This window comes from Desmospora profundinema (genome assembly GCF_031454155.1).
Classification (GTDB): domain Bacteria; phylum Bacillota; class Bacilli; order Thermoactinomycetales; family DSM-45169; genus Desmospora; species Desmospora profundinema.
In genome coordinates this window covers 67674-87768 of record NZ_JAVDQG010000007.1, presented here as the reverse complement: position 1 = coordinate 87768, position 20095 = coordinate 67674, and the positions used below count along the sequence as shown (strand labels likewise).

Here is a 20095-nt window from a genome sequence, read left to right as displayed (position 1 = left end):
GAGGACGGGAAGGTGGAAATCCAAATTCAACCTGAACAGAGTCGGTCGGACGGCCGCAAATCATCCGTGTGGGGCGTGTTGACGGATCCATACACACAGTTCGGCCGGATCAAACGAGATCCGCGCATTTGGTCTCCCTTGTTGGTGGTGATCTTGTTATCCATTGTGTTTACGGGAATTCAGGGCTATGTGATTTCACAGCAAGTGCCACTGGATAATGAAGTGCTGGAGGGGATCGAGCAGAATTCATTTGATCAGTTTGTTTTCATCTTTTCCATCGTCGGTGCTGTGTTTGGGGGAACCGTAACGCCGCTGTTTGCTATTCTCGTGATCAGCCTGGTGCAATGGCTCTTGGTTAAGCTTTTTTCATCGGAAGTGGGTTTTCGTCCGCTCTTCTCTCTTAACGCGCATTTGCATATCCTGGCGGTATTGGCTCTGGGAGTGAATGCCACCAGCGGATGGCTCCTCGGATTGTCAGTAGAAGTACAGATGACCAGTCTGGCTGTTTTCTTGTCCACGGAGCATGGGGTGGTTCGCAATCTGTTGTCACAGGTGGAATTGTTTGCAATCTGGAAATGGATCTTGACCGCGGGGGGATTGGCCGTGGTGGCGGGTCTGACCCGTAAGCAAGGTTGGACCGTGGTCGGCATCATAATCGCCCTCAGCTTATCTTTGGCGGCATTGTTCGGATGGGTCGAAACATTTATGGAAGAAATGGTACCGGTCCAATGAGGGGGGAATCACGATGAACCTTAAAAAAGCAGGGATCGGTGCCGCCATTGTGGTCACCATCGCAGGGATGATCGCCTTCTCCTACTACCAATCCGAGGGGGGGAAGACGCAGGAAGTGGAAGTGTTGCGACTGAAGCAGGAGACCTTTACGGAGACGATCATGACATCCGGAGTGCTGGAATCGAGAAAACAGCAACAGGAATACTTCCAGGCGGAACGCGGCACAGTGGAGGAAATTCATGTGAAGCCGGGAGATTCGGTGGATAAAGGGGATGCGCTGGTTCGCTATGGAAGCCCCGACGGCGGCGGGGAAATCCGGCAGGCGGAGTTGGGACTGGAACAGGCCAAGTTGTCACGGTCCGATTTGTATCGGCAGTTGGAAAATATTCGTAAACAAGCGGGCGGTCGGGGTTCCGATGCGGAAAAGGATGTGCTCCACCAAATCCGAGTCGCGGATCTGGAAGTGGCACAAGCGGAAAGCCAGTTGTCACAAGCGCGCCAAAAATATGCGGGGTTAATTATAAAGAGTGAACAGAAAGGGACCGTCATCCGGGTGAATCCGTCGGTACAAATGGGAGAAAACGGGGGTCCAATGATTACCGTTGCGGATCTGAAGCAATTGAAAGTGGATGCGGAAGTGTCGGAATTTGATGCAGTCAAGGTGAAAGAAGGCCAATCGGTGATCGTCCGTTCCGACTCGGTTGAAAAAGGGGAGTGGATGGGAACCGTGAAAGAGGTGGCTTTTGCCCCTGAAGAAAGGGGGAAGGCGGAGTCTTCCCAGGTGGTGTTTCCGGTGGAGATCCACTTGGACGACCCGCCTCCCCTGAAGCTGGGTTCCAACCTGGTGGTGGAGATCACCATCACGGAAAAGAAAGCACTCGGATTGCCCGCTTCTGCGGTGGTGGAACGGAACGACCGGGATGTGGTATTCGTGGTAGAGAAGGGGATCGTCCGGGAACGGGAAGTGAAGACGGGGACCTCCGATTCGGATCACGTGGAGATTCTTTCCGGGGTCGGGAAGACGGATTCCATCGTCGCCGCCCCGCCTGAGGATCTTTCCAGCGGGGCGGAAGTGGTGATCCCATGATCCTCTTGGAAGGGATCGATAAAACCTACGGGACCGGATCCATCGCCGTTACCGTCCTTCGAAATATCCACTTGGAAGTGGGGAGGGGGGAATTTGTGGCCATCATGGGACCGTCCGGTTCCGGCAAATCCACTCTCATGAATCTGATCGGCTGTCTGGATCGGCCCGACTGCGGAACTGTACGGTTAGACGGTATGGAAGTTTCTCAGGCGAGTGAGGGCCAATTGGCAACACTTCGTAACCGCACCATCGGGTTTGTGTTTCAAAATTTTCAGCTCCTCCCCCGTATGAACGCCCTCCGCAATGTGGAATTGCCGCTGGTGTATGCGGGAGCGGCCAAGCGAGAGCGGATGAAGCGTTCCCGGGAGGCGTTGGAACGGGTGGGCTTAAGCGACAGGGTGGAACATTTCCCAGCGGAGCTCTCGGGAGGACAGCAACAGCGGGTGGCTATCGCCCGTGCACTGGTCAACCGTCCCAAGCTGCTCTTGGCAGATGAACCGACAGGGGCTTTGGACACCCGATCGGGAGAGACGGTTTTGGCCCTGTTTCGTGAACTGCATAAGGAAGGAAAGACCGTTGTCATGATCACCCATGATCCGGAAGTGGCCCGTCATGCCGATCGTCAGGTGAGGATTCGGGATGGGGAGATTGTGGAGGATACCGCTTGGAGGAGGGGAGGGGCATGAATTTCCTGGAAAGCGTGCGAATGGCCCTGGATGCCATATACGCCCATAAGCTGCGCTCCCTCCTGACCGTGCTGGGAATCGTGATCGGTGTATCCTCTGTGATCATCATCGTCGCCATCGGACAGGGAGGGGCAACCGAGCTGGCCCAGTCCTTAGCGGGCAGTGGAAATACTGTCTCCATCCAGCCGAGCACCGATTTTTATATGGATAACAACGGAGAAATACCCCCGGACTTCTTTACCGAGGAAGACATCCGGGGGCTGGGGAATATCCCAGAGGTGAAGAAGGTCATCACGAACTATATGAGAGACGGGAATCTGATATACCGTGACAAACGGCTGGATAGTGCGACGGTTATTGGGATGAATAACCGTGAGACGTTGGAGTTGGACGGCCGCAAGGTGGAAAAAGGGAGCCATTTCACTGAGGAAGATTTCAAAAGCGGGTTGGCCGGTGCCTTAATTGGTCCTAATGTGGAAGAGGAGTTATTTGGTGACGGCGGAAAAGCGGTTGGCGAGATTATCCGGATTGAAAATCAACCGGTGGTTGTAATAGGGGTGTTGGCCCCACAGGAAGGGCTTTTTGGAGGATTTGACTTCCAGTCTGTCTATATCCCGGATAAGGTGTGGAACCGGATCTTCGGTCAAGGGGAGATTAATCGGGTGACGCTACAAGTCGATTCCCCTGAGCAAATCGAATCAGTAGGAGAGCGAGCGATCAAGATTCTGGAGGCCAACCACAACATCGAGGGCCAATATGAAGTGATGAACCTGGAGAAAATCGCCGAAGGGATCAACCAAGTGACCACGATTATGACGTTGGTGATCGGATGCATTGCCGGCATTTCCCTGTTGGTGGGCGGAATTGGTGTGATGAATATCATGCTGGTCTCCGTGACGGAACGGACCCGGGAGATCGGCATTCGAAAATCGCTCGGTGCCACCCGGGGTAAAATCCTGATGCAATTTTTAGTAGAGTCCGTCACCCTGTGTGTCATCGGAGGGGCCGTAGGATTAGCGGCGGGAGCCGGAATCGCCAACCTGATCGCCTGGCTGTCCCCTTTACCGGCGTTGGTCAGTCCGCTTGTGGCGATGGGGGCCTTGATGTTTTCCATGTTGTTCGGGGTCGTATTCGGCATCCTTCCCGCCAACAAAGCGGCCAAGTTGGATCCCATCCAGTGTCTGAGGTGGGAATGAGCGGCTATCGTCCATGGATCGGAACGTCTGTTGGCGGCCGATCCATTTTTTCTAGCAATGCGGTGACTTTGTCCGATGGGTCCAACCAGCCCAAATGACATACCATCACACCGATGGATACCCGTGAGCGTACTTTCCATCTCTTTTTCAGCAAAGCGACATACTTGGCAACCGATCGTCTGCTGATATATAATTCTTGGGCAATTTCTTCGTCCTTATATCCTTTTGCGATTAAACGGGCGACATCCCTTTCGATCGATGAAATTTTTAATCCGTTGGTGTACATTCTACTCCTCCTTCTTGTTGTAAAAGTTCAGTAGAATGGAGATGGTGAAAAAATTTTTCTATATCGACCAACCATTGTATACACTTACGACATATCATTGATAGGCTCCTCCCTATTCCGACATTTTTTATGAGACCATTACGTAAATGTTACCAATTCTTTTCATAATAATATTCAAAAATTTCAGACTAAAAAAGAGCTATCTACTTTGCATTTTTGTGAAGTACAAAGGTTTTATTTATCGGTTTAAAATCCAAATAGAAGATGCCCGACTATTCGGACGGGCATCTACAGTAAAGGAAAGGAGTTGAAAATCATGTTTGAATTGCTCAACACCCTGGGCTTGGATCCGGCTCTCGTGGAACACATCATCGCCCTGCTTCGCCAAGGCATTTCTTCTCTGCCGGTGCCGTCTTGGGCCAAGCCCATCATACTGTTCCTGTATCAGACTTTCGGTGAGGGTGCTGTCCGTAACTTCTGATCTGCTTGAGGTAGGAGGGGGGCCATTCGCCTCCTACCTCCATTTTATGTTGCTTTTGATTGGATAGAACCGTTTTATCTATAGGATGGAAGCTGCCACATCCGAGCTTTCTTTAAACCTATTTTAGCAGATGGAGTGGAATGGTCAACATGAATCCCATTTACAGGATGTTGGCACGGGAGAAGCCGGGTCTGACTCTGGCAGCGGGACTGATGATCGCAGGTGTTTTGATGGGGTTGGCGTTAGGTAAGCAGCTTGAGGCGCTTGCCCTGACGCCGGATCATTCGATTCCCCATGGCAGGGATGTGGAGATCACATGGTGGGAGTTGACCTCACACAATATCAAGGTGGGTTTGTTGTTTGCGTTTGGGGCACTGTTCGCATCTCTTCCCACACTCTTTTTTGGCATACTCAATGGGGTTTGGTTTGGTATCGCCATGGTGGATGCTTGGGATCGGATGTCGATATGGGCCGTTTTTGCCGGAATGATCCCCCACGGAGTGGTGGAAGTCCCGGCCATTTGGCTGGTTACGGCGGCTGGACTGCGCCCGTTGTTTATTCTATTTGCATATATGAAGGGGAAGACGATTGTCTGGCTGGAGGAGGGGAAGCAATTTTTTTCATTGATCGTATGCTCTTGCTTACTATTTAGTTTTTCCGGTTTCATAGAGGTGTATGTGACTCCCCGGATCATGGAATGGTTTTGATGAGATAGAATTTAAAGGAGATAAGAGGATGAACCCATCCGTTCATTTTCGGCCACAAGGAAAACGTTTTCTTATTTTAATCACACATCCACGCCAGTTTTTTCATTCGTTGGATGAACGACCTCCCCTCTTTCTGGTTGGAATGGGTTATGCTTTGATTACAGCATTGGTGTATGGGGGGATGACCTGGTATACGGATACGGGTGCGCTGGTAGAGTCGTTGCCGCAAATAAGCGGACTGAATGCTTCCCAGGTGGCGGTGCTGGAGAATGCCGCTTGGTTAATCACCATGGGTATTTCCATCTTTACCGGCTTTTTAACTCCTCTGGTCAGCATATTGTTGTTTTCGTTGGTCGTCAAAGGAGTCTTGTTGGTTTTCCGAGTGTGGATCCCTTATCGCCGATTGGTGGAAATCGGGGTATTTTCGCATATACCGGTGGTGATAGGGTTATTGATTCAAGCGGTATTGGCGTGGAACATGGGAGTAGGGTTGGATGAGATGCGCAATCTGACCAGTATGCTTGTGTTATGGGAGGATTTTTCCTTTATGGGGATGGAGGGATTCCTGTCACGATTGGAAATCTTTCTGCTCTGGTCCGTTACTCTGTTCGGCTGGGGGTTGTCCGTGCGGGAAGGGTTGTCTATCAAGAAAGGGATGTCCGTCACTTATCTGGCATGGTTGGCCATTACAGCGATCGTCTCACTGTTCAGCCTACAGTCGTAAAAAAGTGAGACGTGACCGTCAAGCGTAAGGAGGATCAAGATGCTTTTGACGGATCGAGAGCGTGAAGTAGCCGTATTGATTGCCAAGGGATACAAAGACGAAGAAATCGCGGATCGCTTGGATATCAGCCGTAGACGGGTATGTGAAATGGTTTCCTCCATCAAGGAAAAATGGGATATCGGATCGCGGGTGGAAATCGGGGTGCTTGCTTATCAGATCGGCTGGATATGTGATCCCCAAACCGCTAATATAGCCGAGCATTTAAGATAAAATTATCTTCTGTATAGTGTCTATTAAATTTTAGGAATCTTTAGATTTTGATTCCATAAATAACCATAAATAATAGGCGGGTGATCATCCAGGCCCAGGATCTAGTGATGAAAAGGTCCGAGGGGCCTTTTTTACGGTACCTTGATTGTCCTGTCATTCCGACAGAATCGTCCGTTGCTGGCGCCAAGTGTAGTTTCCCCTTCCATGGGGAATATAATCGAGAGTCGTAGTGGGATCTGACCGTGAAGGAGGGCCCTGGGTGGGTTCAAATCATAAAGAAAAGCGGGGGGCAGGATGGTTTGCTCGAGTGGGGGGGATGATCCGCAGGGCCGTTCAAGCGATTCCCGCCCTGTTGAAGCTGGGAAAAGCAGGCGGTACGTTTTGGAGTATGGTCATCACGGTAGTGGTCTACACGCTGATTTTTCCATGGACGTTTTCTCTGGGTTTGGTAGTGATGATCTTCATCCATGAGATGGGGCATGTCTGGGCAGCCAAACGAAAAAGATTACCCGTGTCGGCCCCTGCCTTTATCCCCTTTGTGGGAGCGCTGATCACGTTGAAAAAGCAGCCTCAGGATGCGGCTACCGAAGCCTACGTGGCGTTGGGAGGACCGGTGGTGGGCACTATAGGGGCATTTGCCTGTTATCTTCTTTATCTGTGGAGCGGTTTGGATGTACTGTTGCCCATCTCATTGATCGGTTTCATCCTGAACCTCTTCAACTTACTTCCGATCCATCCGTTGGATGGGGGACGAATCGTCACCGCTATTTCCCGCTGGTTTTGGGCAGCCGGGTTGGCGGCGGGTCTTTTCCTTATTCTTTATACGTTTAATATTCTGCTGGTGCTGATCTGGTTATTGTTTGCTTATCAATTGTGGGACACATACTTTCCCCGCAAACGACAAAAAGTCCGTACGTTGCAGGCCACGGCCCGTTTTGGTCGCGAACGGTTTGATCACATGGGTGTATGGATTCCAGGGGAGAAACACGAGCGTGAGCTGGAATTTGTACAGTACTGTACACTTCGAAATCGGGAGCATTGGTGTGACATTGTTTACCCCGGGGTGGGGATTATTCATCGTCTTCACGATTTTACCGGTCGTTTCAAAGGCGTGCGACTGATGGAAACCCGAGTGGAGGAAGAAGAGACGGGTCCATCGGTTCACATGGAATTGCAGCTCACTTATGTTCCGGGAGAAGAGGAAGGTTTTCTGCGGAAAGATGAGGCTTATTATAATGTGAAGGCCCGGACCCGCTTTGGGTATGGCTTGGTTTATTTCGGACTGGGCGCCTTTCTGTTGTACATGGTGTTTCAATTAACCGGCTTTTCGCTGGCGGGGCCGGCCGTTGTTTCGTGAAAATGGGATCAAAAAAACCCCGCTCCAGTGTCGATGATGGAGACGGGAGTTTTTTGTTTTAACCGTTTCGCTTCAATTTACCGGTACGCATGGCGTGCGCCTCCGCTCGGGAAAAAATCCACAACCCCAGCGGGATCAGGGCTACTCCGATGACGAGCAATTTGGCCAACTGGGGCCACAGCATCTCAAATCCAGCCCCCTGTAAAATGGCGGCTCGGGCCGCTTCCAAGGCGTAGGTGCCCGGTGAAATGACGGACAAGGGGTATAACCAAGCAGGGAGTACGTCGACCGAATAGTAAATGCCGGAAACCAACAGGATGATCCCTTGAATGATGTGAGTGGCTTGTGCACCCCGTTCCGGCGACAGCAGTGGGAAGACGGCGGCGATCAGTCCCAGCCCCATAAAGGCAGGGCTGCCTACGGCTAACACGATCAGGGCATGGATGAGGGATGATGCAGGAATGTGCAGGTTGAAAAAGAAAGCGACAACCAGCAGGACAATGCTGGTGCGGAGCAATCCATACAAGATCGCAAATAGGCACATCCCCGCCAAATGAGTAAAACGATGGATGGGAGCCATAAACGTATATTCAATGGTCCCCTCCCAACGCTCCCACGTGATGGAGTTGGAGATTTCTTCGAAAATTACGGATAAAAATCCCCAGAACAACGCTCCGATCACTAAAAACAAAACCACTTCCTCCTGGCGGTCGGGGCTGATTCCCTCCGACAGCCCGATCAGTCCGATGGTAAGCGCGTTGATCACGGTATAGAAAAGGAAAACGCCTTCCCATGCGAGATAACGGCGGATCAAGCGGAAGCTGCGTTCCACAAAGGCAAACATGCCGGACCATTCCAGGGCGAGCTTAGTTGCTGTCTTCATCAGCCAACACATCCTCCCAATCTTTCCCTGTCAGCTGAAAGAACACTTCCTCCAGCGAATCGGTTCCTACTTGTTTTTTCAATTGTTCCGGTGTATCCAATGCGATGAGTGTGCCCTTGTCGATGATGGCAATGCGGTCACAGAGACGTTCGGCTTCGTCCATATCATGCGTGGTTAGAATCATGGTGGCATCATGGGTCTGTTTGACTTCCTCCACATACTGTTGTACATCCCGCTTCGATTTGGGGTCGAGACCGGTGGTGGGTTCATCCAGCAGAATGAGCACGGGCGAGGTCATCAACGCCCGGGCGATGGCCACCTTTTGCTGCATGCCCCTGGAGTGGGTCTCCAGGGGGGAGAATGCTTTATTGCGGGAAATGCCCAACCGGGTCAGGATGGATAGGGCTTTTTCTTGAGCCGCCTCCACCGGCAAGCCATACAGACGAGCAGCGTAACGCAGGTTTTCCACGGCGGACAGCTTTTTGAAAAAGGAAGCTTCCACTGAAACCCGGTTGATCCAGCGCCGCACTTCGAGATGATGGGTGGATACATCTTTTCCGAAGACGGTAATGGTTCCATCATCGGGCAAGAGTAAGGTGGAGATTAAACGGATTAATGTCGATTTGCCGGATCCGTTGGGACCCAGGATGCCGAAAATCTCGCCCCGTTTGACCTCAAACGAAACGTGATTGACCGCATGAACCCATTTTTTTTCGCCGCGGAATGCGTTTTTCAAACTGCGGCTTCCCTCCACCCATTCAGAAAATCGTTTACAGGCTTGATGGCAGCAAATGGCGACTTCACTGTCGATGTTCTCAGTTTGGTGCACTCGGACTTGGGGAGACAACGAATCGGTTTGTCGTTCGATCAGTTGGGGCATCACGCAACACTCCTTTTTGCTTATGGCATGTCTGAACAATCCGTAGTGCGAGACCCCGGGCCGGTATGGCTGTCTTCGTTTCGTTGCAAAAAGCGTACGAAAGTGACCCAGGCGAGACTTGTGCTCTGCGAGTGCAAAGTCGAACCAAAAGCCATACCAACACTCCCTTTTTCTCATGGAAAAATGAATGACCAGACAGGCCCTAGTCGGATGGGGATATTCTGAGTCCAGGACCCGTGAGGGGTACCCTCACTGCTCCCTTGGCGCGGCCGGATCTTTTGTTCTCCGTCCCTCGTCATAAGAGAAGACACCATCGGTATGGACGGTAGGGGATGGGGCTGGGGGTCGGCGGAGCAGACGCGCGAGCCCCTTGCGTATTCGGTGATACAGAGAGGGGCGGATGTGACGGGGTTGGCGATGAAACGATTCCATCGCCCGTTCCCGCTCCCGCTGATGACATTCCAGAAAGTAAGGATTGTGAAACATAGGGAAAACCTCCTTTAGAAGATAAAAAACGCCACAGACCGAAATCCGGTCTGTGGCATGGCTCTCCGCGCATACGCGCAGAAGGCATCAAAAAGCCGCAGGCCGGAAACGACCTGCGGCGGGGTTAACCACGTAATAGTGGATTAACGGGGAACAGATCCCCAAGCCGGAGGTCGCCGGAATAAATGACCGAAAATGGACACACCACTCCCGAAGTAAGCACCTGTGAGTGCCAGACGGATGTTGCCCCCGGTGCAAGCAGCAAAGGGCAGACGAAATTTATGGTGGATCACTGTCAGTTGTAACATCATGTCGACGACCTCCTTTCATAAATAGTGTCACAAACAAAAGCACTTTGATTGTACTTCGCACGAAGCGACCGTGTCAACGGATTTTTTCAAAAAATAAAGCCCAGTGTGAAAATTAGCCGATGTTCGATTAAAAAACCCCGATCCACTGCTGTGATCGGGGCTTGGAACAGATCTACTTTTGGGCGAATTCGATGTTCATGGCTCGGGCCATCAATGTGGGAAGATCCGTGTTATCTTTTAAACTGCTGAAATGCTCGGAACCGGGACCGTAGGCGTACAGGGGAACGTCCACACCGGTATGTACGCTGCTGGACCAGCCGATCAGAGCGTGTTCGCTTATGATCGCATTAATGGCGTCGGTCGGATCGTGAGCGTCTAGGATTCGCTGGGCTTCTTTCTGAGTGATGTCGAGGTTGGCGTATGTTTTTAAGACCGTTTTGGCATTGCTGCGTTTTTTGTTCAACTTTGTTGCCATCCGCTCTCCGGTGGCAGTGACATCGCGGAGAATTTCCGGTTTGGCCGCGTATTGTCCATAACCGCCGACGGACATGCCGCTGGTTTCATGGTCGCCGGCCACCACGACCAGGGTGTTGCCGTCCTTTTTGGCGAAGTCGACAGCGGCTTTCACCGCTTGTTCAAAAGCGGCGGTGTCATGCATGGCCCAGGCGGCGTCGTGGGCGTGACCGGCCCAGTCGATTTGGCTGCCTTCTACCATCAGAAAAAAGCCTTGTTCATTCTTATTCAGGGTTTGAATGGATTTTTCCGTCATCTCCCGCAGGCTGGGCTCTCTCGTCTCTTCACGATGCAGTTCAGGTGCCATCGTGTCATCGGCAAAAAGGCCCAGCAGTTTATCGGAGTCCGCTTTTTGCAGCTGGTTCTTGTTTTGAACCCATTGATATCCGTCACGGCGGGCTTCACGGATCAAATTGCGTTCTTTTTGTTTTCCGCCTTTGGATTCAGGCAGAAAGAATTTTTTGCCTCCACCCAGCAGAACGTCCACCCGCTCCAATAGTTGGGGAGCGATGTCGGCTTCGTCGGCACGGGAAGCGACATGGGATGCAAACACGGCGGGAGTGGCGTGGGTGATGGTGGAAGTGGCAACCAGGCCGGAAGACTTCCCGGCTTCAATCGAAGCTTCCAGGATGGTTTGCAATTCCTGGCCTTGGGGGTCGACACTGATTTTACCGTTATCCGTTTTTACTCCGGTGGCCATTGCCGTTCCGGCTGCAGCAGAATCCGTCACCTTGGAGCTGTTGGAATCGGTCTTCATCATTCCGACAAGCATGTTGTCCCATACGGGAGTAGACCCCTTAAACCAACGGTAATTGGTGGCATAAGAGGAATCAAACCCGTCGGGAATCAAGAAGATCACGTTTTTTACCGGATCTTCAGCAAGCGGAAATTTCTCCGCTTCCGCATTAACGAAAAGGGACAGCGAGAACACGGAGACCAACAACGAGAGAACCAAGGCAACGTTTGGCCACTTTTTCCACATGAAAATGATCCACTCCCTCGAATATTAGTATCCACAACCGATGTTGCCTATAGCAAGTAAACGTGTTGTTATTTCATCATGATTTTTTTTACTATTACAAAATTCTTATATATTATTTGTAATCGTTATGTACGGAGCAGTAGAAGGGGTGGAAAACGGATGTTTCGTGCAGGGGGCTTGTTTTCGGGTATTGAAAAAGGGGGGTATAATAGAAACAGGTGCGAGGTTCATGTTTCTAGTGTGTTGTTCGTATAGGGAGGCTTTGTCTTACGGCGGTGTGACTTGCCACACATAGCGAGAACGAATGTGACCGAGGCGTCACTGGTGCTCTGTGAGTGCATGGGAACAAAGACGGAAAACAACCCGACCGACCCGGAATTTCACCCGACGGATTTATCAGACAGGCCCAAGTACTAGTTCATCATCTGCGTGAGCATGGAGGGGTACACCCTGGAAAGAAAGCGAAAGCTTCGATTAAAGATTGGATACCGAACAATAAAGACCGCGTTGGGAACCGGTTTATCGGTATGGTTGGCACGGGAGTGGGGTTTGGATCATTACACGATGGCGGGTGTCATCACCATGCTGTGCATCCAGCCTACGATCAAGCGCTCGGTTACAGCCGCGTTTTCCCGTCTGTTGAGTGGTTTTTTGGCCCTGCTGGCGAGCGGTCTGGTGTTTACTTTGGCTGGGTACAACATACCGGCTGTGATTTTGTTCTTCTTGTTGTTTATCCCGCTGGCTGCTCGTCTAAACATTCAGGAGGGCCTCGTAATCAGTGCGGTGGTTATTTTTCATATATTTTTGTACAAGGAATGGAACGCCTCCATATTCCTCAATGAGATGGCACTGATCCTTATCGGTGTGGTAATGGCGTTGGTGTTAAATCTTCATATGCCCCATTTAGAGCAACGAATGGAGCGGATGCGAAAGCAGATTGATCAGGCATTTGACGAATCGTTGCTGCGGGTGGCCGAAAGCATCCGGGCGGGGGAAAGCCGTTGGCCGGATCAGGAGCTGGAACGGCTGAAAACGTTGATGCAACAAGCGGAGGAGCTGGGTCGTTCCGATGTGGAGAATCACCTGTTTCGAGGAAAAGGATCTTTTCAGCGCTATTTGGATGTACGGAAACAGCAGTTTTACGGATTGGAACGGATGGATCCACTGCTCCATTCGCTGCGGGGGCAGGATCCCCACGGCGATCCGATCGCCGGGCTGCTGGAAGCGTGGGTAGAAGGAAAAGCCGTTGCGAGAGACGAGAGGGAGCTTCATTCGATGGAGGAATTGGCTCGTTTATATGAAAGCTTCCGCGCCGATGAACTTCCCGCCACCAGGGAGGAGTTTGAAACGCGTTCCGCTCTCTACCAGCTGTTGCGGGAATGGTCCCACTATATTCGTTGGGAACAGCGCTTGACGGGTCGCCCCCAGTCTTGACGTCCCGTTCACGTAGGTGAAACGGGTGGGCATCCAAGCAGTTTTAACTTTTCTCGATCAAATTAAATTTCTGCCGATAGCAGTGTTTCCGTTGTCAGTCCAAAATGACGTTTAAAACTCTCACCGTTTCTTCGGCCGGATCGTGGTGGTGGGGCCGTGTTCCGCGGTATGTTTGTCAGTGTCTGATAGAGTCGGACACAAGATTATTCCCTTACCGGTGTTCATCAGATTCCGCTTTGTCATGATTATCGATTCATTCGACGCTTTTTGTACCCGTAACAAATGGATAAGCGGATTCAACCTGCTCCCAATCGGGTATTCCGTTTGTTCAACTAAAAAGTCGGATCCCTTCACCCCGAGAGTAGATGCGTTTTCTTTCAGGGGTGATCTTTTTATCCAAACAGGGAGGACAAGCTTTGGGGGAAGCCGATCATCCCCTATAAATGAAATATAGTGATGGAGAGGTACCAATAGAAATATCGATATAAACAACAGAGAATGGGTTTCACACCCCTTCTTGGGACATCATAGCTAAACGACAGGGGAGTAGAGAAGCCAATGACAAATACGACAAAACCGGATCTTATTTTTGATATGGATGGAACGCTGTTCCAGACGGAAAAGGTGGCAGTTCCGGCTTTTCATCGAACCTTTCGCCGCTTGAAGGAGGCGGGGTTTTCCGTGAGAGAGGCGCCGGATGAGCGCGCCATTCAAGCCGTGTTCGGTTTGACACTGCACGACATTTGGGAACGGTTGTTGCCGGGGACGGAGAAAAACGTGAGGGAAACGGCGGACAGCTGGTGGCTAGAAGAGGAACTGAAGGGTTTGGAACAGGGGATGGGCGAATTGTATCCGGGGGTAGAAGCGACCCTTCATCGTCTCCATCGAAATGGACACCGGCTGTTTATTGCTAGTAACGGATTGGGTCCATACATACGGGGGATCTTGCAAACCTTTCACTTGGCTCCCCTCTTTACCGCGGTCTATTCTGCCGGTGAACAGGGAATAGGAGAGAAAGAGAGGCTAGTGGAAAAGCTGATAAAGGAACACGCCGTCCATCATGGTGTCATGATCGGGGACCGCAGCTCTGATGTTCGTGCAGGAAAAATGAACAATCTGTGGGTGGTGGGATGTCGTTATGCCGGATACCCGCAGTTTGGCCGGGGGGATGAACTGGACGGGGCTGATTTTATCCTTTCGTCTTTTGAGGATTTGGAAGGCTGGTTAAAAGAAGCCGCCTGGCGATAAAAAGGAGGGGTGGAGATGGAAGGAGACAGTGTATGGGTGATTCCCTATGGGGAAACGGCTGTTCGATTGTTGATCGCCACTTTGTTGGGGGGATTGATCGGATGGGAACGGGAGCGAAACAACCATCCCGCCGGATTTCGCACGCATATACTGGTTTGTACCGGTTCGGCTCTGATCATGTTGATCTCGATCTATGGTTTTGCCCCATTTATGGAAGAAAGTCAAGTGCGGTTTTCGCCTGATCGTATCGCTGCGCAAGTGGTGAGCGGAATCGGCTTTTTGGGAGCGGGAACCATCCTGCGCCAGGGATTTACCGTCAGCGGCTTAACCACCGCCGCGTCGTTGTGGGTGGTGGCGGCGATTGGATTGGCGGTGGGGTGCGGCCTTCATTTTGAAGCAGCGTTAACCACCATTATCGCCTTGGTCAGCTTGGAGCTGTTGAATCGGGCGGAGGGAATTCTCTTCCACCGTAAACGGCTCAAAGTGGTTCGAATCCATGCGGTAGACCAACCGGGTTTATTGGGAGAACTGAGCACGGCCATGGGGAAGGCGGGGACCTCCATCCGGCAGGTGTTGATTGATGATGGGGAGGAATCAGTAGTGGAAATCACCTTTACCCTCCGGCTCCCCCCCGATAAAAAGGTGACGGAGATCATCGAGATTGTGCGGGAGATATCGGGAGTAAAAAGTGTTTACGTGGACTGACGGACCCAAAGGATATCAGGCGTTTTTTCGTGGGGGAACTCCGATTCTGACAGAGGTGTAAACCGTATGAAAAGGGAGACGGGGGTTACAATGGTGAGTAGCGGGTCATAGCGAGACCTGGGAACGAAGTGACCAATGGCGAGACTTGTGATCTATGAGTGCATCGCGAGACCTGGGAACGAAAGGAACCAAAGGCGAGACTGGTGGCTGTGAGTGCATCACGGGACTGGGAACGAAGTGACTAGGGCCTGTCTGGTAATTCAATTTTTCGCAAGAACAAGAGAGGGTCGGTGTGGCTGGCGGAGAGCCTTTGCGCTTTTTGCAACGAAACGAAGACAGCCATACCGACCCGGGATCCCGCCACAGATTTATCAGACACGCCCTAAAGCGGGATATGTGCTTCATGTGCGCCTCTTGGCAACCATCCATCGATTCGCTATAATAAAGGCGTAAGGTCAAAGTCAGTCAAAGTCAGCTAAAATCAGCGGGAGGTTCTCCGATGTCGAGTATCTCAGACATCATTGAACGATATCTCATAAAAACATTGCGGGAAGCTCCTTCGGGAACCATTCAGGTGAAGCGAAGCGAGTTGGCGGATCTGTTTCAATGCGTCCCGTCCCAGATTAACTATGTGATTAGCACCCGGTTCACTGTGGAAAAAGGTTACGTAGTGGAAAGCAAGCGGGGCGGCGGCGGTTACATCCGCATCCGGAAGGTGCGCTTTGTCACTCCCAAAGCTCACTATGATATGCTCCTTCGTATGATCGGCAACCAGCTGAGCCAATCAGCCGCCGAAGATCTGATTGCACGCCTCCAGGATGAAAGGTGGATGACTGTGCGGGAAGCGCATATGGTGAAAAAGTTGGTTTCCCGAGAGGTGCTGGATCTGCCGATTCCCCTGCGGGATAAAGTGCGGGCGCGCATGCTGCGTTCCGTTGTGACGACGCTATTCGCCAGCAAAGGAGAGTGACCCCGATGCAGTGCCAGGAATGCGGTAAGCGTCCGGCCACCCTACACTACACCAAAATAATCAACGGGGAGAAGACCGAATTCCATCTCTGTGATGGGTGCGCACGAGATAAGGGGGAGCAGATGCCGGGTTTTGATGGAGGGTTTTCCATCCATCATCTGTTATCCGGTCTGTTGAACATGGATACCCCCGTCTCAGAGGGGAAACCCCGCGGCCAGGAAGGAAGCCCTTCCGGTTTACGTTGTTCTACCTGTGGTCTCACATACAGCCAATTCAGCAAGATTGGACGCTTCGGGTGCAGTGATTGCTATCAGGCTTTCGGTGAACGGTTGGATCCCCTGTTCCGCCGTGTTCACGGCCATACGGCTCACCGGGGAAAAGTGCCGCGGCGAACCGGAGGAAAGTTGAAGCTCCGTCGCGAAATGGAACAATTACGGGATGAATTGTCCAAGTGCATCCGGAACGAAGAATTTGAAGAAGCGGCACGGTTGCGAGACCGGATTCGCTCGCTTCAGGAAAAATTGCAAGGGTAAGGAGGAGGGAGTTGACATGTCACTCCGACGGTTCACCGAACACGCGCTGAGTGAGTGGATGCGAGGGGAGGGCCCGCAGTCGGATATCGTCATCTCCAGCCGTGTCCGCATTGCTCGCAACTTGTCCGGGCTCCCTTTTCCCATGTTGGCCACCTCCAGCCAATCGGCGGAAGTGGTGCGGAAAGTGGAGGAAGCGTTGCGCCAAAATCCGGTTGATCTTGTTATCCGGGAAGCCGAGCTGATTCGGATGGATGACTTATCCGATCTGGAAAAGCGGGTGCTGGTGGAAAAGCATCTCATCAGTCCCCATCTGGCGGAGGAATCACGTCATGGAGCCGTCATTCTCTCCAAAAACGAAGCGGTCAGCATTATGATCAATGAAGAAGACCATCTCCGGATCCAGTGCCTCTTTCCAGGCCTGCAAACAGATCAGGCATGGCGGCTGGCCGACGAGCTGGATAATGGGTTTGAAAATACGCTTTCCTACGCTTTCAGCGAAAAGAGCGGTTATCTGACTAGTTGTCCCACCAATGTGGGCACCGGGATCCGGGCATCGGTGATGGTGCATTTGCCTGCCTTGGCGATGACACAGCAGATGAACCGGCTGTTTCCCGCCATCACGCAGGTCGGTTTGGCCGTGAGGGGGATATATGGGGAAGGGTCGGAAGCCCTGGGCAATCTGTACCAGGTATCCAACCAAGTCACCTTGGGTCAGGCGGAACAGGAGATCATCGACAAGCTGCAAAGTGTCGTTCGCCAAATGATCGAGCATGAAAAAAATGCCCGTGAGCGCCTGATGGAAACGATGCGCACCCAGTTGGAGGATCGGGTTCACCGCTCGTTTGGTGTTTTGGCACACGCGCGGATCATCAGCTCAAAGGAAGCGATGGAGCGCCTCTCCGATGTGAGGCTGGGTGTGGACCTTGGCCTTTTGTCATCGGTATCCGCCAATGTGATGAACGAATTGATGGTGAAAACACAGCCCGGATTTTTGCAGCAACATGCCCGGATGCGGTTGGACTCCGATGAGAGGGATATGCGTCGGGCGGCACTGATTCGGGAACATATCCATAAACAGGACTGATATTCCCCAAAAGCGAGGTGCATGGACGCATGATGTTTGGACGATTCACGGAACGAGCGCAAAAAGTGTTGGCGCTCGCCCAAGAAGAAGCGGCCCGGTTGGGTCACGGAAACATCGGAACCGAACACATTCTCCTGGGATTGGTACGCGAAGGCGAAGGCATTGCCGCCAAAGCGTTGATGGGATTGGGCCTGGGGTTGGAAAAAATCCAAAAAGAAGTGGAATCTCTCATCGGACGCGGGCAGGGACAGCCTTCCAACATCGCCTATACTCCCCGGGCTAAAAAAGTGATTGAGTTGTCGATGGACGAAGCCCGCAAACTGGGCCACACCTATGTCGGAACGGAACATATCCTCCTGGGATTGATCCGGGAAGGGGAAGGGGTGGCGGCCCGGGTACTCAACAACTTGGGAGTCAGCTTAAACAAAGCCAGACAGCAAGTGCTGCAGTTGCTGGGCAGCTCGGAGGCGGTCAGTTCTCATCAAAGTGCCGGCAATGGGGCCAACACACCCACATTGGACAGTTTGGCAAGGGATTTGACGGCATCGGCCAAAGAAGACAACCTGGATCCGGTGATTGGACGCAGCAAAGAAATTGAACGGGTGATCCAAGTGTTGTCCCGCCGTACCAAGAACAACCCGGTTTTGATCGGTGAACCCGGTGTGGGAAAAACGGCAGTGGCTGAAGGGCTCGCCCAAAAGATCGTGGACGGGGAGACCCCGGAAACCCTGCGCGGCAAACGGGTCATGACCCTGGACATGGGGACCGTGGTGGCCGGAACAAAATACCGGGGTGAATTTGAAGACAGGCTCAAAAAAATCATGGATGAGATCCGGCAAGCCGGCAATGTGATTCTGTTTATTGACGAGTTGCACACCCTGATCGGGGCCGGCGGTGCAGAAGGGGCCATCGATGCCTCCAATATTTTAAAGCCGGCACTTGCCCGCGGAGATTTGCAGTGCATCGGTGCCACCACTCTGGATGAGTATCGCAAGTATATCGAAAAAGACGCCGCTCTCGAACGTCGTTTCCAACCGATTACGGTGGACGAACCGACGGCGGATGAAGCCTTTCAGATCTTGCAGGGACTCAGGGACCGCTATGAAGCTCACCACCGGGTGAAGATCACCGATGAAGCGATCGACCAGGCGGTGAAGTTGTCGGATCGTTATATCACCGAGCGATTCCTGCCGGATAAAGCGATCGACTTAATCGATGAAGCGGCTTCCAAGGTCCGTCTCTCTTCCTACACGGTTCCGCCGGAACTGAAAGAGATGGAGCAGAAGTTGGAAGAAGTGCGAAAAGAAAAGGACGCTGCAGTTCAAAGTCAGGAATTTGAAAAAGCGGCTTCCTTACGGGATCGGGAACAGAAACTTCGTGAAGAATTGGAGTCCACGCGCAATCGTTGGAAAGCGGACCAAGGAAAAACCGATTCCCAAGTGACAGGGGAAGACATCGCGGAAGTGGTGGGAAGCTGGACCGGGATCCCGGTGCGGAAACTGGCGGAAGAAGAATCGGAACGTCTGCTGAAAATGGAAGAAATCCTGCACGAGCGGGTGATCGGGCAGGATGAAGCCGTCCGCTCCGTTTCCCGGGCCATCCGCCGGGCACGGGCCGGTTTGAAAGACCCCAAACGGCCGATTGGTTCCTTCATTTTCTTAGGCCCCACCGGGGTGGGGAAAACAGAACTCGCCCGCGCTTTGGCTGAGGCGATGTTCGGAGATGAAAGCGCCATGATTCGCATCGACATGTCGGAATATATGGAGAAGCACACCACCGCACGCTTGGTGGGAGCCCCTCCGGGATATGTCGGTTATGACGAAGGGGGTCAACTGACGGAAAAGGTGCGGCGCAAGCCCTACTCCGTCGTGCTGTTTGACGAAGTGGAAAAAGCCCATCCCGAAGTGTTTAATGTCATGCTTCAAGTGTTGGAGGATGGCCGCCTGACCGACGGAAAAGGACGAACGGTTGATTTCCGCAACACCGTGATTATCATGACTTCCAATGTCGGTGCCGATATGATCCGCAAAAACACCCGCTTAGGCTTTGTTACAGGGGAAACGGATGCCGACGAGTATGAAACGATGAAACAGAACGTAATGGAAGAGTTGAAAAAGAGTTTTCGTCCGGAATTTCTCAACCGAATCGATGATTTGATCGTTTTCCACTCCTTGAAAGAGGAGCATTTGGAGGAGATCGTCTCCCTCATGTCGGCTGAGCTGCGCAAGCGTCTCAAGGAACAGGAGATCGATTTCATCCTTACCGATGCGGCCAAGCGCAACCTGGCCAAAGCCGGCTTTGATCCCACTTACGGGGCCCGTCCACTTCGCCGGGCCATCCAGAAACATATTGAGGATCGGCTGTCTGAAGAATTGCTGAAAGGCAATATCAAACACGGGGATACGGTGGAAATCGACGAAAAGGACGGAGAATTGACAGTGACACGGACGGAGCTGAGCCCTTCGACCCAGGCGTGATCCAACCATCAACACCGCCCCCCTCGGGGGCGGTGTTCCTGTTGGGGATGCTCGTTTACCGAG

At 52.2% G+C, this 20095-nt stretch carries 22 protein-coding genes; 16 read left to right on the top strand and 6 right to left on the bottom strand.

What is annotated here, in order from left to right; all coding sequences use genetic code 11:
- The first annotated feature begins 12 nt into the window (after positions 1 to 12).
- From yknW to JOE21_RS14570, 4 genes are read left to right on the top strand one after another with little or no spacing between them, the layout of a single operon-like run.
- Positions 13 to 732, top strand: coding sequence for a YknW family membrane protein (gene yknW / locus JOE21_RS14585; protein ID WP_309867717.1), 720 nt, complete (start codon positions 13 to 15; stop codon positions 730 to 732).
- 13 nt (positions 733 to 745) lie between these two features.
- Entirely contained in the window at positions 746 to 1819 is a 1074-nt protein-coding gene (locus JOE21_RS14580) for an efflux RND transporter periplasmic adaptor subunit (RefSeq protein ID WP_309867715.1), read from the top strand.
- The gene (locus JOE21_RS14575) at positions 1816 to 2505 is read left to right on the top strand and encodes an ABC transporter ATP-binding protein (RefSeq protein WP_309867713.1); all 690 of its coding nucleotides are present in this window, start codon (positions 1816 to 1818) and stop codon (positions 2503 to 2505) included. Before JOE21_RS14580 ends, JOE21_RS14575 begins: the two co-directional genes overlap by 4 nt.
- Positions 2502 to 3701 (top strand): ABC transporter permease, encoded by a 1200-nt coding sequence (locus JOE21_RS14570; RefSeq protein WP_309867711.1) that lies wholly within the window; start codon positions 2502 to 2504, stop codon positions 3699 to 3701. The genes JOE21_RS14575 and JOE21_RS14570 overlap by 4 nt, the downstream gene beginning before the upstream one ends.
- Positions 3702 to 3705: 4 nt before the next feature.
- On the opposite strand, the gene JOE21_RS14565 is transcribed toward JOE21_RS14570, so the two are convergent.
- On the bottom strand, positions 3706 to 3987 hold the full coding sequence (locus tag JOE21_RS14565; RefSeq protein WP_309867710.1) for a response regulator transcription factor: 282 nt from the start codon (positions 3985 to 3987) through the stop codon (positions 3706 to 3708).
- Positions 3988 to 4303: 316 nt separating this feature from the next.
- On the opposite strand from JOE21_RS14565, the gene JOE21_RS14560 reads away from it, so the two are divergent.
- From JOE21_RS14560 to JOE21_RS14540, 5 genes are all read left to right on the top strand, one after another.
- Positions 4304 to 4468, top strand: coding sequence for a hypothetical protein (locus tag JOE21_RS14560; protein ID WP_309867707.1), 165 nt, complete (start codon positions 4304 to 4306; stop codon positions 4466 to 4468).
- Positions 4469 to 4617: 149 nt separating this feature from the next.
- The gene (locus JOE21_RS14555; protein ID WP_309867705.1) at positions 4618 to 5175 is read left to right on the top strand and encodes a stage II sporulation protein M; all 558 of its coding nucleotides are present in this window, start codon (positions 4618 to 4620) and stop codon (positions 5173 to 5175) included.
- A 28-nt stretch (positions 5176 to 5203) separates the two neighbouring features.
- On the top strand, positions 5204 to 5899 hold the full coding sequence (locus JOE21_RS14550) for a hypothetical protein (RefSeq protein WP_309867702.1): 696 nt from the start codon (positions 5204 to 5206) through the stop codon (positions 5897 to 5899).
- Positions 5900 to 5938: 39 nt separating this feature from the next.
- Positions 5939 to 6169: a response regulator transcription factor gene (locus JOE21_RS14545; RefSeq protein ID WP_374709385.1), complete on the top strand. Its 231-nt coding sequence runs from the start codon at positions 5939 to 5941 to the stop codon at positions 6167 to 6169.
- A gap of 259 nt (positions 6170 to 6428) precedes the next feature.
- Positions 6429 to 7526: a site-2 protease family protein gene (locus JOE21_RS14540; protein ID WP_309867699.1), complete on the top strand. Its 1098-nt coding sequence runs from the start codon at positions 6429 to 6431 to the stop codon at positions 7524 to 7526.
- 58 nt (positions 7527 to 7584) lie between these two features.
- Here the strand turns inward: JOE21_RS14540 and JOE21_RS14535 are convergent, their stop codons facing one another.
- The 5 genes from JOE21_RS14535 to JOE21_RS14515 form a co-directional block, all read right to left on the bottom strand.
- Complete coding sequence (locus JOE21_RS14535) at positions 7585 to 8409, bottom strand: ABC transporter permease (protein ID WP_309867697.1); 825 nt, start codon at positions 8407 to 8409, stop codon at positions 7585 to 7587.
- Complete coding sequence (locus JOE21_RS14530) at positions 8393 to 9289, bottom strand: ABC transporter ATP-binding protein (RefSeq protein WP_309867695.1); 897 nt, start codon at positions 9287 to 9289, stop codon at positions 8393 to 8395. Before JOE21_RS14530 ends, JOE21_RS14535 begins: the two co-directional genes overlap by 17 nt.
- Positions 9290 to 9538: 249 nt before the next feature.
- Positions 9539 to 9775 (bottom strand): hypothetical protein, encoded by a 237-nt coding sequence (locus tag JOE21_RS14525; RefSeq protein WP_309867692.1) that lies wholly within the window; start codon positions 9773 to 9775, stop codon positions 9539 to 9541.
- A 143-nt stretch (positions 9776 to 9918) separates the two neighbouring features.
- Positions 9919 to 10086, bottom strand: a complete 168-nt coding sequence (locus tag JOE21_RS14520; protein WP_309867690.1) for a hypothetical protein — start codon at positions 10084 to 10086, stop codon at positions 9919 to 9921.
- Between the two features lie 172 nt (positions 10087 to 10258).
- On the bottom strand, positions 10259 to 11581 hold the full coding sequence (locus JOE21_RS14515) for an alkaline phosphatase (RefSeq protein ID WP_309867687.1): 1323 nt from the start codon (positions 11579 to 11581) through the stop codon (positions 10259 to 10261).
- Positions 11582 to 12016: 435 nt separating this feature from the next.
- On the opposite strand from JOE21_RS14515, the gene JOE21_RS14510 reads away from it, so the two are divergent.
- The 7 genes from JOE21_RS14510 (at position 12017) to JOE21_RS14480 (ending at position 20032) form a co-directional block, all read left to right on the top strand.
- Complete coding sequence (locus tag JOE21_RS14510; protein WP_309867684.1) at positions 12017 to 13015, top strand: aromatic acid exporter family protein; 999 nt, start codon at positions 12017 to 12019, stop codon at positions 13013 to 13015.
- 558 nt (positions 13016 to 13573) lie between these two features.
- Positions 13574 to 14263 (top strand): HAD family hydrolase, encoded by a 690-nt coding sequence (locus tag JOE21_RS14505; RefSeq protein WP_309867681.1) that lies wholly within the window; start codon positions 13574 to 13576, stop codon positions 14261 to 14263.
- A gap of 15 nt (positions 14264 to 14278) precedes the next feature.
- The gene (locus JOE21_RS14500; RefSeq protein ID WP_309867679.1) at positions 14279 to 14968 is read left to right on the top strand and encodes an MgtC/SapB family protein; all 690 of its coding nucleotides are present in this window, start codon (positions 14279 to 14281) and stop codon (positions 14966 to 14968) included.
- A 499-nt stretch (positions 14969 to 15467) separates the two neighbouring features.
- Positions 15468 to 15938 (top strand): CtsR family transcriptional regulator, encoded by a 471-nt coding sequence (locus JOE21_RS14495; protein WP_309867677.1) that lies wholly within the window; start codon positions 15468 to 15470, stop codon positions 15936 to 15938.
- 5 nt (positions 15939 to 15943) lie between these two features.
- Positions 15944 to 16471: a protein-arginine kinase activator protein McsA gene (mcsA, locus tag JOE21_RS14490; RefSeq protein ID WP_309867674.1), complete on the top strand. Its 528-nt coding sequence runs from the start codon at positions 15944 to 15946 to the stop codon at positions 16469 to 16471.
- 16 nt (positions 16472 to 16487) lie between these two features.
- The gene (mcsB, locus tag JOE21_RS14485) at positions 16488 to 17555 is read left to right on the top strand and encodes a protein-arginine kinase McsB (RefSeq protein ID WP_309867672.1); all 1068 of its coding nucleotides are present in this window, start codon (positions 16488 to 16490) and stop codon (positions 17553 to 17555) included.
- A gap of 29 nt (positions 17556 to 17584) precedes the next feature.
- Positions 17585 to 20032: an ATP-dependent Clp protease ATP-binding subunit gene (locus JOE21_RS14480; RefSeq protein ID WP_309867670.1), complete on the top strand. Its 2448-nt coding sequence runs from the start codon at positions 17585 to 17587 to the stop codon at positions 20030 to 20032.
- The last annotated feature ends 63 nt before the right edge of the window (positions 20033 to 20095 follow it).